General features: G+C 48.9%; 11 protein-coding genes. 8 read left to right on the top strand and 3 right to left on the bottom strand.

Annotated features, from left to right (window positions below):
• Positions 1 to 222: 222 nt before the first annotated feature.
• Together AC2YIT_RS00485 and gdhA are read left to right on the top strand one after the other, a co-directional pair.
• A complete protein-coding gene (locus AC2YIT_RS00485) occupies positions 223 to 558 on the top strand; it encodes a hypothetical protein (protein ID WP_430843462.1) in 336 nt (111 codons plus the stop codon).
• A gap of 487 nt (positions 559 to 1,045) precedes the next feature.
• On the top strand, positions 1,046 to 2,383 hold the full coding sequence (gene gdhA, locus AC2YIT_RS00480; protein WP_487277907.1) for an NADP-specific glutamate dehydrogenase: 1,338 nt from the start codon (positions 1,046 to 1,048) through the stop codon (positions 2,381 to 2,383).
• A gap of 56 nt (positions 2,384 to 2,439) precedes the next feature.
• Here the strand turns inward: gdhA and AC2YIT_RS00475 are convergent, their stop codons facing one another.
• Together AC2YIT_RS00475 and AC2YIT_RS00470 are read right to left on the bottom strand one after the other, a co-directional pair.
• A complete protein-coding gene (locus AC2YIT_RS00475) occupies positions 2,440 to 3,462 on the bottom strand; it encodes an LLM class flavin-dependent oxidoreductase (RefSeq protein WP_487277906.1) in 1,023 nt (340 codons plus the stop codon).
• A gap of 109 nt (positions 3,463 to 3,571) precedes the next feature.
• On the bottom strand, positions 3,572 to 4,417 hold the full coding sequence (locus AC2YIT_RS00470; protein WP_487277905.1) for a universal stress protein: 846 nt from the start codon (positions 4,415 to 4,417) through the stop codon (positions 3,572 to 3,574).
• Between the two features lie 383 nt (positions 4,418 to 4,800).
• Here AC2YIT_RS00470 and AC2YIT_RS00465 point away from each other — a divergent pair, with 383 nt between their 5' ends.
• From AC2YIT_RS00465 to AC2YIT_RS00450, 4 genes are all read left to right on the top strand, one after another.
• Entirely contained in the window at positions 4,801 to 7,113 is a 2,313-nt protein-coding gene (locus tag AC2YIT_RS00465; protein WP_487277904.1) for a T9SS type A sorting domain-containing protein, read from the top strand.
• Positions 7,114 to 7,222: 109 nt separating this feature from the next.
• A complete protein-coding gene (locus tag AC2YIT_RS00460) occupies positions 7,223 to 7,996 on the top strand; it encodes a hypothetical protein (protein WP_487277903.1) in 774 nt (257 codons plus the stop codon).
• Positions 7,997 to 8,083: 87 nt separating this feature from the next.
• A complete protein-coding gene (locus AC2YIT_RS00455; RefSeq protein WP_487277902.1) occupies positions 8,084 to 10,879 on the top strand; it encodes a TonB-dependent receptor in 2,796 nt (931 codons plus the stop codon).
• A 40-nt stretch (positions 10,880 to 10,919) separates the two neighbouring features.
• Positions 10,920 to 12,251, top strand: a complete 1,332-nt coding sequence (locus tag AC2YIT_RS00450) for a T9SS C-terminal target domain-containing protein (protein WP_430843469.1) — start codon at positions 10,920 to 10,922, stop codon at positions 12,249 to 12,251.
• Between the two features lie 82 nt (positions 12,252 to 12,333).
• On the opposite strand, the gene AC2YIT_RS00445 is transcribed toward AC2YIT_RS00450, so the two are convergent.
• A complete protein-coding gene (locus AC2YIT_RS00445; protein WP_430843470.1) occupies positions 12,334 to 12,945 on the bottom strand; it encodes a hypothetical protein in 612 nt (203 codons plus the stop codon).
• A gap of 325 nt (positions 12,946 to 13,270) precedes the next feature.
• On the opposite strand from AC2YIT_RS00445, the gene AC2YIT_RS00440 reads away from it, so the two are divergent.
• Both AC2YIT_RS00440 and AC2YIT_RS00435 read left to right on the top strand, forming a co-directional pair.
• Positions 13,271 to 14,281, top strand: a complete 1,011-nt coding sequence (locus tag AC2YIT_RS00440; RefSeq protein WP_430843471.1) for a hypothetical protein — start codon at positions 13,271 to 13,273, stop codon at positions 14,279 to 14,281.
• A gap of 247 nt (positions 14,282 to 14,528) precedes the next feature.
• The gene (locus AC2YIT_RS00435) at positions 14,529 to 15,119 is read left to right on the top strand and encodes an HD domain-containing protein (RefSeq protein WP_487277901.1); all 591 of its coding nucleotides are present in this window, start codon (positions 14,529 to 14,531) and stop codon (positions 15,117 to 15,119) included.
• Positions 15,120 to 15,178 lie beyond the last annotated feature (59 nt).

Genomic DNA, 15,178 nt, shown 5'->3' with positions numbered 1-15,178 from the left:
TGGCAGGCGATCATTTAGTTTGAACCTGTCTGCATTTCCAAATTTTTCCAGGAGGGGTATTGTTGTTTTTCCAGATTGAATAGCTCAACCTTGTTTTGTAGGTGCTGTAATATTCAAAAAATGTTCTGAGACAGACGGGTGATAATCTTGTCAAATAATGGGTAGAATTTTGTCAAATAATGGACGCGGTAAATAGCCTGCTTCAAAAGCTTTGACAAGCTTTTGGCAGGAGACATAACCGGGAAGGGAAATGAAGATCAGAAGGAAGATTGGAGTACTTTGTCTTGCCGCAAACGGGCCGGCTTCACAGAGCCGATGTCTCGGTGGGTGAGCGTGAACGCATACACAACATGGGCTGCTACCAGCTGCAAAAAGAAGGACAGCCTGGTAGCTCGTAAAGTCCGCGGGTGTCTTTCCAGCATAATCCGCCATGCCAATGTGGAGATCAAGCCGCTTGCGATGCCAAATACCGACGCTTTGAGTGGGATTGACAAATCGTCATTGCGGCGTTCATTCGAAATTCCGTACACTACCGACCACAGAATGCCTACCAGATAGTGTGCTGCCCAGCCTTTTGCCGTCGCACTACGGCCGGGATGGGCCCGCTTGGCTATTATTTTAGAAAGCAGGTCCGGTTCGATATAATTCCCGAAGTAGCGAATAGGGAAGCACCTGCCAGGCGAAAAATGGATCTGAAAAACATACCTGTTCTGAATTAGGATAAATTAATCGCTTTGGAGCGTCCGTGCAGCGAAAATTGTGCCGAACCCGGGACAACCGCACGAGTATACAGCTCCTCAATAGCTTGGGCAAATTGCTCTTTTCGGCAATAATCTGCAAACGGGTAGCAATTTGGTCGACGGTCATAACTATTAGATATTAATGATAACAAAGGGACTCGAATAGCAAACTTTCCTCCTCAAAACGGCGAGTAATAAGTGTTCCTCCAAGGTAATATTTTATGTGACCCGTGGTTTATCTATTTATATTAGCGCGCCTTAATTGAATGGGCAAGTTAATTTTTAGTCTTAAACTATGTTAATCAGTGACTTCAGTTGAATCTTTTATGACCCGGCTTGTCAACCGAAATTCCGGTGAAAGTGAATTTCATCAGGCAGTACGGGAAGTCGTCGAAACAATTATCCCTTTTATCGAAGACAAACCTCATTATCAGAAAGCTAAGATCCTGGAACGGATTGTCGAACCTGAGCGTGTGATTATTTTCAGGGTACCCTGGATGAACGACCTCGGGGAAGTCGAAGTCAACCGCGGCTATCGGGTCCAAATGAACAGTGCGATCGGACCTTACAAGGGTGGGCTGCGTTTTCACCCATCGGTAAATCTGAGCACACTCAAATTTCTGGCATTTGAACAGATTTTTAAAAACAGTCTCACTCAGCTGCCTATGGGAGGCGGGAAGGGAGGCGCCGATTTCGACCCCAAAGGACGTTCTGATCGGGAGGTAATGTTTTTTTGCCAAAGCTTTATGACAGAGCTTTTCCGGCATATCAGTTCCGATAATGACGTCCCTGCCGGGGATATCGGGGTAGGGGCCAGGGAAATCGGGTTTCTATTTGGTCAGTATAAGAGGCTCAAGAATGAATTTACCGGCGTTTTAACGGGTAAGGGCGCCAGCTATGGTGGCAGCCTGATCCGCCCCGAGGCCACAGGATATGGGGTAGTCTATTTTGTTGAACAAATGCTGGGTCAACGACGTGACAGTATTAAAGGCAAGCGGGTAGTGATTTCAGGATCTGGCAACGTGGCGCAGTACACGCTCGAAAAGTGCGTAGAGCTGGGTGCAAAGGTCGTCACGCTTTCCGATTCATCCGGTTATATCTACGATGAGAAAGGTATAGACTCCGAGAAACTTGCCTATGTCATGCGTTTGAAAAATGAAGAGCGGGGCCGGATAAGCATGTATGCAGACAAATTTGGATGTCAATTTGTGGCTGGCAAAACTCCCTGGGAAGTGCCCTGCGACATTGCTTTGCCGAATGCTACTCAAAACGAACTTCATGTGGAGGACGCCCGAATGTTGATTAAGAACGGCTGTTTCTGTGTTGCCGAAGGAGCTAATATGCCTTGTACTCCGGAGGCAATTGCGGTATTTGAAGACAGCGACATACTGTATGCTCCCGGGAAGGCGGCGAATGCCGGCGGTGTAGCTGTGTCGGGCCTGGAAATGTCACAAAATTCGCTACGCCTGTCATGGTCGCGCGAAGAGGTGGATAAGAAGTTGAAGGAAATCATGTTTAACATTCATTCAACCTGCATACGTTATGGCCACAAACCAGACGGTCGCATGAGCTATATACAGGGTGCAAATATCGGAGGCTTCGTGCGGGTGGCTGATGCTATGATTGCACAGGGGCTGGTGTAATGGACAGTGACAAACTTATCTTCCACCGGAGCGGGGAAGATAAGTTTAATCGCCATTTAGCGCCATCCGAGTCCCGGTGCCACATGCTCTAAGATAGACGACAGTACATGGACATTGTAGTCAACTCCCAATGTATTCGGTATTGTTAGAAGAATGGTGTCGGCTTCCTGAATGGCTTCGTCCTGTGCCAGCTCTTTGATGAGCTGGTCTGGCTCAGCGGCGTAGCTTCTACCGAAAATGGCGCGCTTGTCCTGCTCGATCATACCGATTTTGTCGGTCCGGTTACTTTCCTGCCCGAAGAAATAGCGGTCCTGGTCGGTTACCAAAGCGAAAATAGACCGGCTCACCGAAACTCTGGGTTCGCGCTGATGTCCCGCCTTTTTCCAGGCTTCCTTATATAACCTGATCTGCTCGGCCTGCTGCACGTGAAAGGGCTTGCCGCTTTCGTCGTATTTCAGCGTAGAACTTTGAAGGTGCATCCCGTTTTCTGCCGCCCATACTGCCGTTGCATTGGAGGCAGCGCCCCACCAGATCCGTTCACGCAACCCTTCTGAGTGAGGTTCCAGGCGCAGCAGGCCCGGCGGGTTCGGAAACATCGGGTAGGGATTGGGCTGTGCAAATCCCACGCCCCTTAATTTATCCAGAAATTCCAGCGCCTTGCGGCGTCCCATATCAGCATCGGTTTCTCCTTCGGCGGGCTCGTAGCCAAAGTAGCGCCATCCGTCGATCACCTGTTCCGGCGATCCTCTGCTGATCCCCAGTTGTAATCGTCCTTCCGAAATCAAATCCGCGGCGCCGGCATCTTCCACCATATACAGCGGGTTCTCGTAACGCATGTCGATTACGCCTGTACCAATCTCTATTTGGCTTGTTTTGGCGCCGATGGCCGAGAGCAATGGAAATGGTGATGCGAGTTGGGCCGCGAAATGATGCACCCGAAAGTAAGCCCCGTCCAAACCGATTTCTTCTGCAGCGACAGCCAGATCAATGGATTGCAGCAAGGTATCACTCGCGGTTCGGGCGTTGTAAGCCGGATGGTTAGACCAATGCCCGAACGATAAAAAACCTATCTTCTTCATAACATGTATGTCTTGGTCAAATGCCCGATTGGAACAATAATAGCACTTTTACCACCTCCATGCAAAGCAAATGTAAAATGGGAAGTCGCTTGTTGCCGGGCTTTGGCATTTACACATGCTCTGAGAGCTTGCACGTCCAGACAGCTTCACGGGTATGGTTGATGACATTTTCGGCTACGCTTCCCAGCATCAGGTGCGTCAGGCCCGTATACCCGTGTGTGGCCATAGCGATCATAGAACCTGGCAAGCGGGCGGCAAATTTGAGAACCCCTTTTTCTTCGCTCGACGCGTGTGTAACATGTACGCTGTACTCGGTAAGAGAATAATACTCGGCGAGGTCGCTGAGCATGTGAGTAAGAGCTTGATCGGAGTCCCTGCAATCGGGCGTTTTCACATAGAGCAGGTGCAGATGGGCGCTTAGGAAAGATTGCAGGGCCCGGATCTGCCATACGAAGCGATGCTGCTGCAAATCGATGGTCGTCGGGAAAACGATGTTGCGGATCTGGCTGATCTTTTGGCCTTTGTGAATGGAAATGACGGGTACGGGGGCGGTTCTGACAACCTTTTCTGTGTTCGAACCTACCATTACTTCGGCAAGCCCGCTGCTGCCGCTTGTTCCCATCACTACCAGATCGGCCCCGGTCTCGTGAATAGTTTTGATGATAATCTGATGGAGCAATCCCTGCTCGACCCGAAAGCCGGGTTCCAGGTGCGTTTTCAACTCACTTCTTACCCGTGCAAAGTTCTCGGTCGCCTCCCGGCCCAGTTCTGACAGGATCGAAGCGGAGCCGACGGCATATCCATTCGGATCAAGGCTTTCCAGGTAAACCGGCGTCATATTTACCACGTGCACGGCAATCACCTCACCCCCGGCCGCTTCGGCCAGCTCGATGGCGAACCGGAGTGCGGACATGGAAAGCGCGGAGAAGTCGAACGGAACAAGGATCTTTTTCATATGCAGGTTGCTTAGTACAAACGGATCATTTGGAGCGGCTGCAAGTTATTGGCAAATAGCAGGGTTAAGGATGATCAATGGTGCATTATGAACTGACTTTGCTCATGTCTGCTGCGTTTATTGTCATCAAAAAGATTCTCCCTTGTAGAAGTAGGATAGATGTAACTTGCGAATAATAACGATTGTGAATTGAATAAAAGTTAGTAGTTTGCTTACTGGTTGTAGAATTTTATCTACTATCGATCAGGATTCTAATGGTATTCAGTGCGGGAGGCTGGTTGAGTATTGGTATTGGTTATACAAAATACACGGTAAGAGATAGGCGATACACCAGTTTTTTAGGCTTTTGGCCCCAATCCGTAAACTCACAAAACCTTGTTGCCATGCAAAAAATGTTGCAAACGATTAGGGTCAGCAGAAACAATCCTGTGCTGACCAAGAAGCTTTTATTGACGATTATCTTTCTAAATGTTATTAGTTTTTGGCCCAGGGCACATGCGCAGCAGCGCTATCTGGGGCTCAGCCTGGTAAATGAAGGCAACTGGAATAGTTTGAAACTGATCGAACAAGCACATGCGGTGGGTTGCAATGCGGTTTTTCTGAGTGTACAATGGGGGATGATCGAAGGGTATATTTCCCGGGTTTTGAAGCAACAATACGGAGCAGACTATAATGTATGGCAGATGTACGACGACCAGATCGCCAAGGCAAGGTCGCTGGGCATGAAGATCGGGCTCAACGTCGCCGTGAGTACGGGCGACAACGTTACCCACAGCTATTCAGATCGTTATGGTATTAATACCGGCGACGGCTGGCTAAAAGAGGAACGTATCCTGAATGTCGGATATGACGGGACAGAGGCTGTCTTTCAGAAATATGGAGGACAGATCAACGGAGTCAATGTGCAGTTCGTGATGACTTCGCTCGCGGCACAGTCCACGCGCGACCGGATCGTCGATTTTACCAACAAAGTATTGCAGCGGTATGGCTACCTTCAGGACACGGGTGAATTGCTGTATGTCGACTTGATCTATACCCGCAACGGAGAAGGGGAGTACGAGATCGGAACTGATAAATATCATTACGAACAACCCACGAACCTTCGGGATAACAACAGTCTCTCGGATTACTCACAGCCGATGGTAAGAGGTTACAGGGCCTGGCTTATGGCCAAATATGAAAAAATCCAGTCCCTCAATTTCGTGTGGGGGACCAACTATCACTCTTTTAACGAGGTGTCGCCCAAAAGACCGTCGGCCACCACATTCACCCAGCCCGACGGCACCGACTGGTATTTGTACCGGACACAGGTATTGAAGGAGGTGAATACGATTTTCAAGAATACCGTTAAAGCGCACGATAGCCGGATCAAAGCCATATCGCATCATGGTTCTGTGTTTGATAAATTGTCGCTGGGAAGGACTACCTTCTCATTTGACGAGATTGCCGCCGAAATGGACGGGATTAAGATCAACGATGACTTCCTCTATGATCACCGCTTCGCTATTGATCTTCTGCGCTCAAATCTTCCCGGAAAGCTGTACATCAATGAAGCCGGATTCAACGCGAGCCTTGGCATTGACAATTTCATCGCTTACGCCACCGAGAGCTATTCCCATGGCGCGCAGATGGTAAGTTGTATGTTTTTTGAAAACCTGTTGAGTGCAGGTGGCGGTCCCGCCGTTCAGGAGCTGGCCAATACGTGGGTCAGTCAGCCCGTTACAAATCCTGCTCCGGGCAATCAGGACAGTTTTACATTATCGAACATTATTCAACAGAATGGCTGCGTGACCAACCGTGATAGCTATTCGGGAGATTGTGATGCTTACAAAATCTGGATGGCCGCGCGAAACAATGCCAATGGAGCACCAGTCAATATATTGATTAACAATGATCTGAAGGTGAATTGCCAGCTCTCGATTACCGGATCGCCGAGCGTCAGCAACCCGCGGGTAGGGACTTTGATCAATCTGTCGTCGGCCTGCACAGGAGACTGTTCAGGGCTCACTTATCGCTGGGAGCTGAATGGCACCCAGATCGGCAACACCGCTAACCTGACTGACATCAAAGTATCGTCAGTTCCGGGGACGTACATCTATTCGGTGACAGCCGGCCAGGGCGGGTGTGCGAAAACGAGCGAGATGGCGGTAACCGTCACCGATGTATTGCCCGTAACACTGATCGCCTTCAAAGCAACCGCGCGGGAGAATCACGTATCGCTCAACTGGTCGACCGCCGAAGAAACCAATTCGAGCCACTTTGAAATACAGCGCAGTGCTGCGGGAGACAACTGGCACGTAGTCGGAAGCGTTGAAGCTGCGAATGCGAGTCGGGTAAAAATTGACTATGAGGCCGCGGATAATGCGCCGCTCACCGGCAACAACCTTTATCGGCTGAAAATGGTAGACCATGACAGTACATTTTTATACAGTAAAATCGCACGCGTAGTTTTCGACAGCCCGGATTTGCTTTCATTCTATCCCAATCCGGCCGCCGACCGCCTGCAACTCACCGAAGCAGCCCTGAAAAACGCTGCGTCCTTAGAATTGCTGGATCAAAGCGGCAAAACGGTACTGAAAACCTTCAAGCCGGATCCGGTTATCAATGTCGGGCATTTGCCTGCCGGAATGTACGTTCTGCAGATCACCGGTCGAGACGACATAGTCACAAGCAGGAAGGTAGCGATCGGCCGTTAACGTTACTGTATGCCCCGGTAGTTTTACCGGTACTATCGGGGCAAAAAGCGATTCAATATTGAGTTTTCCTTATTAATGCTAGCTTTGTGGCTTGCATTCACGGTTTTAGATGGAACGAATTACGCCACGCTTGTCAGGCAGGTCGCTGAATGATAGCGTCTTGCACCAAACCCCGTTTGAGAAATCCTTGCGAAGAAGGTTGGTTAAGGTAGGATCAGTGCTGGAGCTGATTGAAAGGGAAAATGAATATACACCCGCTTCGGCGCTGTCTTCTGCCGGGGAGCTGCGCCGGCTTATCGACACTTTTGAGGAGCTGGATAGCGAGCTGGCCCGGGTGATCACACATTATATAGATGTATCCCTCACACGTAAACGCCTTTTCAAAGGTGAAGAAATGAGTATCAAGCATGTGGCGTATGTGATCAAGACAGCGGCAGCCAAAGGCAAGGGCGTGAAAGACGGCTACCTGAAAGAGGTGAAAGAGATTTATGCCGCGATTTCCGCACAAAACCCGTTAGCGCCTCCTTTTGATCTGGCAAGGCCTCATTTTGAAAAGGACCTGGATACTTTCAATTTGTCATACCAGGTGTTGCTCGACAATTTCAGACTTCTCACCGCCAGGTTGGCGACTTCCAATGAGTTGACCGGGACATCCCCTTATTCCGTCACAACATTGCAGGCGCTCGTGGCGCAGGCTGAGAACCTCACCCGCGAGATTGCGGTGATCGTCCAGAAGATATTCGTCGTTTACGAAGAGCGGCTGCTGGTTTTTGAGCAAATAAAAGAAAGCTGTCATGCGATCTGCAAACGGTCGCGGTTCGTTTTGGGTTCGCATCATGCTGTTTATAAGGAGCTTATGGCTTTGAAGCACGCAATTATGTAGAACAGGACTTAACAATAACTTAATATTAACGACATATCGGAATAATCTTGCCGCCATAGTTTTGTGTCAAAATATTAGACACTGATTATGAGACATTTGGTTACAGCAATTTCCCTCCTTATTTTAACAACAGGCGCTTGTCTTGCGCAATTGGGGTCCATAAAGGGATCAATCAAAGACGGTAAGAACAACGAAGCAATCATTGGAGCGACCGTTCAACTGATCGGAACGGCAACCCCGTTCGGCTCCGTGACGGACGTAGAAGGTAACTTCGAAATTCAGAAAGTACCTGCTGGTGCTTACAAAGTGCAGATCAGTTATGTATCGTACGCGACGAAAGAAATCGATAATGTTCGCGTTGAAGCAGATAAATCGACGCTGATCACTACTGCGCTGGTTGAAGATAACAAAACCTTGCAGGAAGTGGTCGTAAAAGGACAGCGTCAGACCAACACGGAAGTTTCAGTTATCACGGAAATCAAACAGGTACAGCAGATTGCGGTCGGTATTTCAGCACAACAAATCCAGCGTACGCAAGACCGTGATGCCTCCGCGGTGATCCGCCGCGTGCCGGGTATCTCGATTTTCGACGACCGTTTCATTGTAGTACGCGGCTTGAACGAGCGTTATAACACGGTGTTGCTCAATGATATTATCACTCCTTCTACTGAGGTAGACACTAAATCCTTTTCCTTTGATTTGATTCCTTCATCGGCCATCGACCGGATGCTGGTATTCAAATCGGCCTCAGCCGACCTCCCCGGCGATGTAAGTGGTGGCGCCATTAAAATATATACCAAAACAATCCCCGACGGCAACAGCCTTTCGGTGAATTTCTCGACCGGCTACCGCGCGGGGACCACTTTCAGCTCGGCTACCAGCCACAAGGGCGGTGCATTGGAATTCCTGGGTATCGAGAACGGTACACGTACCTTGCCCGATAATTTCCCGAACAGGAGAGGGGTGATCCTGAATGCGCAATCTCCAACCATTATTCAGAAATTTCAGAACCTGCCGGATTACTATGCGCCGAAGCAGATCAACGTATCACCGGACTGGAGAGCGGGGATCAATTTCAGCCGCCGGTTCTACGTCCGCGATATGGAGGTTACCAACACTTCTTATATCAATTATTCTTTCTCACGTATAAACAATACCGTTACTCAGAGCCGTTACAATTTCTCGGGGCAGAAAATCGAGGGTTTCAACGATCAGTTCTTGCAGGAGAATGCACGTTTGGGGATCATGTCGAACTGGGCATTTATTCTCAATCCTAAAAACAAGATCGAGTTCCGTAACCTGTTCAACCAGATGGGTAACAAGGAAACGGTTGTCCGTGGCGGTGGAAACCTTGAAAACAACCTGGATTACAGCAACGGTGCATTCCGTTACGAGGCCAGAAGTATTTACTCGGGACAGCTGAGCGGTACACACGAACTGAGCGCGAAATCGAAACTCCGCTGGATCGCCGGTGCAGGTTATACCTACCGCAATGAGCCCGATTTCAGAAGATTTACATCAACCCGCCAGACCGGTAGCAACCAGCCGTTCCAGATCAACCTGCAACAGTTTGAATCCCCTACCTTGCAGCAGGCAGCGCGTTTCTACTCACGTCTGGGAGAGATCGTCGGTACTGGAACCGTTTCTTACGAGCAGCTGATCGGCGCGAAAAAGGATGAGGCGGAGCAACAGGCGAAATTGAACATTGGTACCTATGTGGAATACAAAGACCGTAAATATTCTGCCCGCTGGTTTGGTATCGTAAACCCCAACCGCGTAGGTGACGAGATCCTGACGCAGGCTCCGGAGCAGTTCTTCCAGAATTCGAACCTGGCTTCCGATAAAGTATACTACACCGAAGGAACCAACTTCGACGATAAATACGCGGCGCAAAATCTGCTCGCAGCCGGCTACGCATCGTTCTACTGGCCGATCACCGAGCATTTAAATGCAACCGTGGGTTTCCGCGGCGAATATAACCGTCAGCAATTGCAAGGTTACGAGCGTGGAGGTGGTATCGAGGTCAATGTAGACCGTCCGGTTTTCACTCCGCTGCCTTCTGTCAACCTTACCTACAAATTCAACGATCAGCACGCGGTAAGAGCGGCATACAGCACGACTGTCAACAGACCTGAGTTCCGCGAGCTTTCCCCAAGCACCTATTACGACTTCAACTTCGATGTGTCACGTAAAGGAAACCCGAACCTGGTGAATGCGACAATCCAGAACTACGACTTGCGTTATGAGTTCTACCCGAGCAAGAGTGAACTGATTACGTTGTCGTTGTTCAACAAGACATTCAAAGACCCTATCGAAGCGGCGATCTTCTACAACGGTAGCACAGTGGCTTTCACAGTAGCCAATGCCAAAACAGCTTATGCAAGAGGGGTTGAGTTGGAAGTTCGCAAAGCATTGTCGAACCCCGATAACGCGACTTTCCTAAGCAAAATGCTCGTGACATTGAATGCATCGCTCATCACCAGCAATGTGAAAACGAACGTAACCACCGGCAGCTCCGACCGTTACCTGCAAGGGCAATCCCCTTACCTGATCAACGCCGGTTTGTTCTACAACGACGACGAGCGCGGCTTCCAGGTGAATGCGCTGTACAACGTGATCGGCAAGCGGATTTTCATCATCGGCGACAATCAGATCAGCGCCAATATCTTCGAAATGTCACGTAACGTGATTGACCTGAACATTATCAAAACCATCGGCAAACGCCTCGAAATCCGTGCAAGTATCCAGGATCTGCTTAACCAGCCATTCCGCTTGTACCAGGATACCAACCACGATAACAAAATCGATACTAAAACCGATGGTTTGTATCAGAGATACCGGAGAGGCACTTACTCGATGATTGGCTTGCGCTACACACTTTGATCATAAAAATTAAAAACAAATCAATTAAACATCCTGTTAAATGAAAAAGTTAGCAACTTGGTTATTGGCAATGCTGGTATTATCCGCATCGTTCGTAGTTGTGTCGTGTAAAACTGATGATGATGGTGAAGATCCGGGACCAACGGATCCAGTGGGCGAAACAATTACCGTAAAAGGAACGATTTCGGCTTCGACAACCTGGAAAGCTGCAAACAAATATATTCTGGAAGGTTTTGTATATGTTGACAATGGCGCTGTGTTGACTATCGAGCCGGGAACGATCATCAAAGGCGATAAACTGACAAAAGGTACGCTGATCATCAAGCCAGGCGCGAAAATCATGGCGGAAGGTTCTGCTACCAAGCCTATCGTGTTTACTTCTTCCGCTGCAAAAGGCGCTCGTAACTACGGCGACTGGGGTGGTGTGATCCTTCTTGGAAAAGCACCGGTCAATAAGACTCCGGCAACAATCGAAGGAGAGAACGTATCGACTTTCGGTGGAACAGACGCAGCTGACAACTCAGGTACTTTGAAATACGTTCGTATCGAGTTCGCTGGTATCGCTTTTGAAACCGATAAAGAGATCAACGGTCTGACTTTGGGCGGTGTAGGTTCAGGTACAACTATCGACTATGTACAGGTTTCATACAGCGGTGACGATGCTTATGAGTGGTTCGGCGGAAATGTAAATGCGAAACACCTGATCTCATACCGTACACTGGACGACGATTTCGATACAGACTGGGGTTTCAGTGGAAATGTACAATATGCAATGGCCCTGAGAGACCCTGCTGTTGCTGACCAATGCTCATGCTCGGATTCCAATGGTTTCGAATCGGATAACGACGCTTCCGGATCAGGTGCTTCTCCTAAAACAAGCGCTAAATTCAGCAACGTAAGTATCTTCATCGGACCAGGAACCCCTAATGCGAAGTATCGTTCAGCGTTCCGTATTCGTAGAAATTCGGCGTTAAGCATCTACAACTCGGTAGTTTCAGCTGCTTACCCTAAGGGTGGTTTGGAACTGGAAGGTGACTCTACACAAAATAACTTCAAGGCAGGCCGTTCGGATTACCGCGGACTGGTGTTGACAGGAATGACGAAAGCGATCGTTTCGGGTGATACAACTTTGCTGAAAGACGCTGCCCGCAAAAACATTTTCGGCGCGGACCTCGCTACTTTGAAACTGGATGCGGCCTACAATACGCTTGGCGCAGGTGTGAAAGTACTTCCTCAGGCTGGCTCTCCTTTGCTGACAGGCGGTGTTACATTACCGGCCGGGTTTGAAGCGAACGCTTACATCGGAGCTTTCGGTACCACAGACTGGACAGCCAGCTGGACCAACTTCGATCCGCAAAATACAGACTATTAAGATCTTATATAATTGGTGTCAGAATTTCAAAAAAGCCGGGGGCGTTGCTCCCGGCCTTTTTTGTTGCTTGCCTGCGGGCGATTTAGTCCAACCCTTGAGTAATCGTCCAGGTGTTGTCGGGATTCAGCGTAGCATTCATGGAAAAAATACCATAGGGAAATTCGATCTTCACGGCATTGATTTGGGACGGATCCAGTACCTGGCCCTGTTGCACGTCCGCGAATGTTATCCAATAGTCGAAGCGGGGAGAAAACCGGAAATACATGTTGGGCTGAGCCTGCACCGCAAACGCTACCGCGCCCGACATGCCGATACCCACGCTGGCCTGGTTAATGGCCGTGGTATTGTCCGACATGATGTTCAGAGAGCCCTGCGGAAATGCATTCTTCTTGTTGACAAACTTGTAATTACCGTCTTCCTTGGTAAGCGTTATGTCGTTATTCTCCGTCAGGCTGGTAGGCGAATTTTCACCTGCATTAAAAACAACCCCGGGCTTTAAAGCGCCGGTCTTGCCCCAGAAGAAATAGAGCTCCATATTCCAGGATATGGCTAACTGCGAATGCGGGCCGGCTTTTTCCACGCGCCACGCCAGTGGAAAAACATCCGGGTTCGGGCTGTTATGGTTTTGCTGGAAAACACAAAAATTTCCTGATGAGTCCGAATTGTTGACAAAATTGATTGTGAAGGTAGGCATAAGTTACTGAGAGGTTTAAGGTTAATTCAAATGCATAAAGTGACCCAGGTGTCAATCTACTTCTACTTCCTATTAAGCGGGTAAATGGAGGGCTGCATTTGTAAGACGTTTTTTTTGAATAGGGTACAATTATCCATTAAGCGGTTAACTGATTTGTTGTCAATAGTTTGTGGTTTGGTACAAGTGCTACGTACTGCGTTTTCCCCGGAGGCCACCCGCGCTGAATAGGCATAAATTCAGCTCAAAGTTGTTTCTTTGCAGCCTCGCGCGCTCCCTTGCGAACCATCGTATTTATGGTTTCTGGCGGGTGATAAAAATCGCATGCATGAATCAAATTGACGTTTGTATTAATTACTACGGAAAGCCGTACCACACTGCCGTAACCCTGCTGACACTTTGGAAACATTCTTCCAGGCACATTCACAAGATTTACCTGGTCATTGAGAAAATACAGCCGTATTACCAGTACGATGCTATTCCATTGTTAAAATATTACCTCAAAGACCTGCCCATCGAATACGTCTATCCGCAATACTTTTACTATGCCGGTAATCCCGATGAATCGTGGCTTTCAGATCCTGAAAAGCGGTATGGTCTCAAATACCAGTATGCGCTCGAAAAGTCCGATAAGGAGTTTTTGTTTCTCTCACACAATGACTGTCTTTACGAAGACGATTTGTTGGGGAAAATGCTGACGAGAGTAAAAAATGAAACTAACCCGGGGGATGGCGAGAGAGCCGTTGCGGGAATAGGAATGGTTGGCCAATGCTGGAATTGCCCTGCATTTTCCGCCAAACTGTGCGACGGCAGTCGGTTCGAAACTTTTGTGCCGACCAAAGCGGAATTGAAGGAATTGGTGGATACGTACAATCCGCCGCGCGCGCATATACATTACAAACTGATCGACAGGGAAATCATCCACCCCCTACCCGAATGCCGGTTGAACGAGTACGCCTGCCTGGTCAACGTGCCCGTTTATCGGAAAAACGTAGTTCCCACTGGCGATATCCTGCCTTTTGGCGGAAGCTGGCATGGCACTGATTGGGGCGCAATCTGGTTCCATTCGCTGTTCAACCGGGGTTACAAGTTTATCAATTTCCCTTTCGAGCCGCACATGCAGCACGCCCCATTCTCGAACAACGGAAGCGGACACCGCGCGGATACTGAATTTGATTTGTATAAAAACTCCGAGGACGGAGCGAAAGCCTATTTATTATCCCGCAACCTGATTCCGAAGGACATTCCTTTTGCTTTAAAATTGGAGCGGCAAGCCATCAGAACCAAACATCAGATCAGAAACACATTGATCAAATTGAAAGTGAAATTGATGGGTTAATACGGCTATGGATGGGATTGATCACCAGTATCCTGTTCCCGCCCCGAATGCCGCCGAGCTGCCATACCGAAATTCGATGAAACCGGCTATGAGGCATGATCTACTGTTTGAGGAGATAACGATTCAGTTGTAAAGTTGTAAACTTGCTTTACAACTGATAGCACTTTGCATTTATGCATAATGCGCGGTTTCTGTTTTACCCGAATGCCTTGTAATTTCACCTTTTGAAACTATAAATACGGAGGTGATGGATTTAGGTAATGTGTTGAAACAGATTGAGTTTATCAAGGAAATTGACAAACTCAAATACATTCAGAGGAAAACCAGGCTTTTAAACAGCGACCGGAACGAAAACGACGCAGAACACAGCTGGCACCTGGCGGTAATGGCTATTGTGCTGGCCGGGCATTCCGATGTGCCGGTCGATGTCCTCAAAGTCGTGAAAATGGTCCTGATCCACGACATCGTGGAGATCGACGCCGGTGATACATTCATTTACGACACACAAAAAAGCCATATCAATACGGATAACGAGCGGCTCGCGGCGAACCGGATTTTCGGGATGCTCCCCGCGGAACAGGCTAGCGACTTAATCGCCGTCTGGGAAGAGTTCGAGGCGGGCGAGACGAGCGAAGCCAAATTTGCCCGGGCCATGGACCGTCTGGAACCGCTCCTGCAAAACAGCTCCAACAACGGCGGCACCTGGCGCGAGTTCGGGGTGAAATACGAAAAAGTGTACGAGAAAAAGAAGGTGATCAAAGAAGGGTCGGAGGCGCTGTGGGCGTATGCGGAAGGCGTGATCAATGAAAGTGTAGAAAAAGGTATATTGGAGAAATAGCTGATAGCCTGCAACGCGTCCGCGGGTTCTAACGGCGTGTTGGTCTACGTTTTCTACGG

This window comes from Dyadobacter sp. SRI_021 (assembly GCF_057586235.1).
This window is presented reverse-complemented; position numbering and strand designations above follow the sequence as displayed.

What these genes read in the sequence shown, in the direction of transcription:
- AC2YIT_RS00435 (WP_487277901.1), top strand. Translation starts at nt 14,529, where the DNA reads ATGGATTTAGGTAATGTGTTGAAACAGATTGAGTTTATCAAGGAAATT.
- AC2YIT_RS00465 (WP_487277904.1), top strand. Translation starts at nt 4,801, where the DNA reads ATGCAAAAAATGTTGCAAACGATTAGGGTCAGCAGAAACAATCCTGTG.
- AC2YIT_RS00475 (WP_487277906.1), bottom strand. Translation starts at nt 3,462, where the DNA reads ATGAAGAAGATAGGTTTTTTATCGTTCGGGCATTGGTCTAACCATCCG.
- AC2YIT_RS00470 (WP_487277905.1), bottom strand. Translation starts at nt 4,417, where the DNA reads ATGAAAAAGATCCTTGTTCCGTTCGACTTCTCCGCGCTTTCCATGTCC.
- AC2YIT_RS00440 (WP_430843471.1), top strand. Translation starts at nt 13,271, where the DNA reads ATGAATCAAATTGACGTTTGTATTAATTACTACGGAAAGCCGTACCAC.
- AC2YIT_RS00450 (WP_430843469.1), top strand. Translation starts at nt 10,920, where the DNA reads ATGAAAAAGTTAGCAACTTGGTTATTGGCAATGCTGGTATTATCCGCA.
- AC2YIT_RS00455 (WP_487277902.1), top strand. Translation starts at nt 8,084, where the DNA reads ATGAGACATTTGGTTACAGCAATTTCCCTCCTTATTTTAACAACAGGC.
- AC2YIT_RS00445 (WP_430843470.1), bottom strand. Translation starts at nt 12,945, where the DNA reads ATGCCTACCTTCACAATCAATTTTGTCAACAATTCGGACTCATCAGGA.
- AC2YIT_RS00460 (WP_487277903.1), top strand. Translation starts at nt 7,223, where the DNA reads ATGGAACGAATTACGCCACGCTTGTCAGGCAGGTCGCTGAATGATAGC.